The sequence below is a fragment of the Bartonella fuyuanensis genome (genome assembly GCF_014197255.1).
In the GTDB taxonomy this organism is placed as follows: domain Bacteria; phylum Pseudomonadota; class Alphaproteobacteria; order Rhizobiales; family Rhizobiaceae; genus Bartonella; species Bartonella fuyuanensis.
Genome location: NZ_JACIFE010000040.1, coordinates 1 through 5,506 on the forward strand (window position 1 = coordinate 1; position 5,506 = coordinate 5,506).

Below are 5,506 nucleotides of genomic sequence, written 5' to 3' on the forward strand. Positions count from 1 at the left end.
AATCGACGTATCATAGTATCATGAAAGGTGAGTATATCCCTTTTAAGCATATTGGTTTGACAGATACATTTCGGATGCTTGAAGAGAAGAACCTTTTGCAAAAATTATTCAAAAACAACAGTGAGTATTTAGAACATCAAAAAAATCTAAATATCCAAGTTATCTTTGGTAACCCTCCTTATTCAGTAGGACAAAAGAATGAAAATGATAATAATGCAAATGTAGAATATGAAATACTTGATAGAAGTATCCAAAATACGTATGCACTTAAATCTCAAGCAACATTAAAAAGAAATCTCTATGATAGCTATATTCGAGCGATTAGGTGGGCAAGTAATCGCTTAAGTTCTCAAGGTGGTATTGTAGCTTATATTTCTGGAAATGGATGGATAGATAAAGCCTTTGCTGATGGCATGCGAAAATGCTTACGAAATGAATATTCTTCTATTTATATCATTAATCTTCGTGGTGATATTCGAAAAAATATAAAATCAAAAGAGCTATCAAAGGAAGGAGGCAATGTTTTTGGTTCTGGAAGTCAAAACGGAATAGCTGTAACGATTTTTGTGCGCAATCCAAATAAAAAACAACCGTGTAAGATTTACTATCATGATATTGGAGATAATCTTTCCACCGAAAAAAAACTTGAGATGCTTCAATACTTTGGTAGTGTTGATGGCATCACAAATAAATCGAGTTGGAAAATAATTACACCGGATGAACATGGTGACTGGATTCATCAACGTGATAACAATTTCAAAACATTTTTAGCTATAGGCGATAAGAAGGGATGTAATTTCAAACTATTTGAAACATTTTCTCTTGGGGTTGTAACTAATCGTGATGCTTGGACGTATAACTCAAGCCATGAAACTTTAAAGAAAAACATGAGTAATATGATTGCCTTCTATAACAGTGAAGTGGAACGTTTTAATGATATCTATCCGCATACTAGTCGCAAGATACGTACAAAGGCTGTAAATAATTTCGTTGATACAGATGAGAGGAAGATAAGTTGGAGCTATAATGTTAAACAAGAGTTAGTAAGAGGAAAAATCTTTGAATTTGAAAATAGATGCATCACGCAAAGTCTTTATCGTCCTTTTACGAAACAATGGCTATACTACAACCGTACTTTTAATGAGAGAGTCTATCAAATGCCGCGGATATTCCCTATGGGGAAGGTGGTTGAAAATATGGTAATACAAATTACAGGTACGGGAACTCAATCGGGTTTTTCTGTACTTATGTCTAAAAATTTACCTAATCTTGATGTAGTGGATAAAGGTCAATGCTTTCCACGGTATATTTACGAAGACACTACGGTCTCAAAAAGTAAAAGTAAGCAACAATCCCATTTGTTTGCAAATGCTACAGAAGAAAACAAAACCTCTGCTTTACAACGCCTTGATGCCATTACGGATGAAGGTCTAGCACATTTTAAAGCGGCTTATCCTAATGAAAAAATCACTAAAGATGATCTATTCTATTATGTTTACGGTCTACTTCATTCGGAAGATTATCGCTCTCGTTATGCTGATAACCTCTCTAAAGAACTGCCTCGTATCCCTTGCGTAAAAAATGCTGATGATTTTTGGAAGTTTGTAACAGCAGGGCGTGAATTAGGTCATCTGCACGTGAATTATGAAGATGTAGAGCCTTATCCCGTGACCTTTAAAAAAGGTAATCCAAAACAGACAGACATCTCTAATCCTGAGAAATTCTATTATGTGACTGAAATGAAATTCGCAAAAGCAGGTAAAGAGAAAGATAAATCAACAGTTATTTATAATAACAATATCACAATAACAGATATCCCTCTTGAAGCTTATAAGTATATCGTCAACGGTAAACCCACTCTTGAATGGGTTATGGGGCGTCAATGTGTTAAGACTGATAAAAAGAGTGGTATTGTGAATGATGCCAATCGCTATGCTGTCGAAACCGTTGGAAACCCTGCTTATCCTCTAGAGTTGTTTCAAAAGGCTATTACCGTAAGTCTAGAAACCATGAAAATCGTGAAAAAACTACCAAATTTGGTATTAAGAGAAACTGAATAACTTATAAAGCATGCTCACACAATGGGTATGATAAACGCATAAGGGGTATAGAACATAGCGATTAATCTGTACCTCTTTTGTTAAGCTGATTACATACAATCTTTAAGAATATGAAGATGGTATGAGGAAATATGAGGCATTTAATGTGGTCAGTATCATGATGTACCTAATATTGAGTTGTGATGCATTGATAGATAAGGTGAATAAAAAATAAAAATACGTATTGGCATTAAATGGGAGGTCGTTTATTAAAGTTAGCAAGTGCTTAAAAACCACTAATAACTAGCGGGTAAATCACGATAAGGTTTCTCCCATTTCTTAAATACTGACTTTCTTTTATGCTGTAGCTAGCATATAATGATTATGTCGGGTGTGTCACACCATATAATACTCTTTATGAGAAAAGTGTGACGACGGACTTATCGCCGTGTTTTCAACGCCCGGCGCCCTTATAGGGTGTCAATTGAAAACCTAATTACGATAAGAAAGAATTTAAAATGAAAAAAAACGAAATTAATATTACCGCTGATTTCTTATGTGATTTGTGGATGGTCGTGTGTAAAGAAGCTAATAGTAAAAATATTGATACTGATACTGAAGATAGCTATCACGTTTCTTTAGTAGAGCTTATGACAGATCTTGAAAAAGTCTTGGTTTTTAAATAAAAGGGGTGTTTATCATGCGTTATTCTAAAAAGAAATCATTTGCACTTTTAAATACTCTACTTTGGATTGCTTTAAGACTTTTAAGAAACCCACTCTTAAAGTGAATTAGATTTTTTTACATTGCCTTTAAGAGGTTATATCGTAATCTAAAATGATAGCTTTATTGTTATCAGAAGCTTTGTTTAAAGAGAGTTATATATATATATTCATTTCCTTATATTACTTAGAGGTTTTGAAGGTTTCTCAAACCCTCAAAATACCTTCAAAATATATCATGGGTTGTATTTATAGGTTGTATCTTGATAGAGGTTGTTTATTTAAAACATTAACGCACTGAAATATAATAACTTTTATTTTTCGATTGAAACAAAATATATAAAGGGGCGTAAAAAGCACCTCCAACCCCCCCAAAACCTCCAAAACTCATAACCTAATGGTCCTGATAGCATTTCATATGAGTTACAAACTATCTTTTGAAAGGCTTTAAAGAATCACATGATTTTCATAAAGCACGTCGTAATCATTCTATAAATCATAAGGTTATCATTCAAAAGAACTGATTAAAATTCATAAAAGGGATTTCGATAACCTAATCAGTTTTTAATTTCATACGCTTTTCATAAGATACGCTTTAATCACTCACTAAAATAATCACTTTTGTCAGTTCAATTTACTGACACATAACTGACAAATATATATTGTGAATTGAATTTATGGGTTTTCCTTTAATAATGGTTGTATCTTAAAAATACTAACATATTGAAATATAATGCTTTTAATTTTTACTCATAAAAAAAATAATAGAGGGTCTAAAAAGAACTGACAAAAGCCTATTAAAAAGGATTTTGCTAATCTTTATAATGATCATTCCCTCTTTAGATATTTTCATAACAATCTATAAATTACAATTATCATATATCTTATTTATCGTTTCTCTTACGACAATGAAAAATGATACCATGGCTATAAAGAACATAACAACTATAGAGAATGCGTAAAAATAATAGCCTTATTTGAATAAAGCAAAAATGCAAATGAATGCATTGGTTATAAAGACAATCCCTATAAAGGCTGTTAAGTCTAAAATGTGTTATTAAAAGAAATTAACAGAAATCTTAAAAGCCATTTAGTGACAAAATTGATAGGTTATAAAATTTAAAATACGCAATCGTTTCATAAAGCCTATAATATATCTTTAAAAGCATATAAATATAAAAGAAGCAATTCAGAAGCATAAGATATTATCAATATACAACGTATTTTAAAAAATAAAAAAATATCAAAAAGATAGAATATTATTTGACAATAAATACATATTTTGTTATATAAATATCCAAGTGATCAAAACACTTAAACATCAAGCAGGTAGATTACAAAACAACCTCTCCCATGTCTTTAAAATACTGACTGTCTTTTTATGTTGTGATTACCATATAATGATTATGTTGGGTGTAGTTATGCCATACAATACTCTTATGAGAAAAGCGTAGCAACGGACTTGATGCCGTGTTGAGCACCCGGCACCCTTATGGGCTGTCAATTTCAAAACAATATTAACATCAAGGTTTTAAATATGAAAAATATATCAAACACCCCCCCTTATATCTTTAAATGCAAATGAAACCGCGCTTGCTAATCAACAAGAGCCTGCAAAAAAATACGAATTTACTAATGAAAATCATACTTTTGAAGGGATTACTGTATACCGCATTCGTGCTCTAAGAGATTTTGATGATATTAAAGCGGGGGACCTCGGCGGCTTTATTGAAAATGAAAGTAACTTATCCCATGATGGCAATTGCTGGGTTTACGATAATGCTACCGTTTTTTGCAATGCCGTCGTTTCTGAAAATGCAAAAATACGTCATGATGCCATTATTGCTAGGGAAGCTAAAATTTATGGGAATGCCGTGGTTAATAGCCATTCAAAAATTCGTAATGATATCTGTGATGATAATCAGTCACTAAAAGACGCTGCGTAAATAACGGCACGGGCGCGGCGGGAGCGCCCCCTTTAAACATTTCATTCTAAAATTCAAATCTATTTATAAAGGAATTGTGCTATGCAAAAAAGTTTGCACTCACAAATGAGACACGTGTATTTGGTAATCACACTCTTTATCGCGTTAAAGCATTAAAAGACTTTGCTGATGTTAAAGAAGGTGCCTTGGGTGGCTTTATTGAAAAGGAAAGCAATCTCTCTCATGATGGCAATTGCTGGGTCTATGATGAGGCTCTTGTGTTTAAAAATGGTCATGTTTATGAAAATGCAAGGTTTTTTGGCAAGGCTGTCATTTGTGGTTATATCTATGGTCATGCGCGGGTTTATGACAATGCTAGGGTTTATGAAAACGCTCGTATAGCAAATAATGTGCATGTTTATGAAAATGCTCATATCCATGGCATTGCTGTTATTCGTGAAAATGTCGGCGGCTCTACTAAAATAAAAACCTATATTGAATGTCTCTCTCCTTATGGCGAATTAGAGATTGTCTGGGTCTAATCAATAAAGCAGCTGTGGGCGCGGCGGGGGCGCCCTTCTTTAAACATTTCATTTCAAATTTTATCAAACGTTTATCACATTAGATTGTGAGGGTATCTCTATGTGCAAAAAATACGAATTAACCAGTGAAATTAAACAAATCAAACATGCTCTTACTCGAAATATCACAAGCCTTTATCGTATTTCAGGCTTTAAAAGATTTTGATGACATCAAAGCAGGTGATCTGGGAGGCTTTATCGAAAAAGAAGTTAATCTATCCCATGATGGCAATTGCTGG

General features: G+C 33.1%; 3 protein-coding genes. All 3 read left to right on the forward strand.

Features of this window, described 5'->3' with window-relative positions; genetic code table 11:
• A partial coding sequence (locus GGR08_RS07550) for a type ISP restriction/modification enzyme (RefSeq protein ID WP_343050838.1) occupies positions 1–2,060 on the forward strand: 2,060 nt, incomplete at its 5' end.
• A gap of 497 nt (positions 2,061–2,557) precedes the next feature.
• Positions 2,558–2,725 carry a hypothetical protein gene (locus GGR08_RS07555; protein ID WP_183194704.1) on the forward strand — a complete coding sequence of 56 codons (168 nt, stop codon included), beginning with the start codon at positions 2,558–2,560 and terminating at the stop codon, positions 2,723–2,725.
• A 2,056-nt stretch (positions 2,726–4,781) separates the two neighbouring features.
• On the forward strand, positions 4,782–5,228 hold the full coding sequence (locus GGR08_RS07560; protein ID WP_183194703.1) for a hypothetical protein: 447 nt from the start codon (positions 4,782–4,784) through the stop codon (positions 5,226–5,228).
• Positions 5,229–5,506: the final 278 nt, after the last annotated feature.

Excerpts from the sequence above, each read along its gene's own strand:
- GGR08_RS07555 (WP_183194704.1), top strand. The coding sequence starts at position 2,558 with ATGAAAAAAAACGAAATTAATATTACCGCTGATTTCTTATGTGATTTG.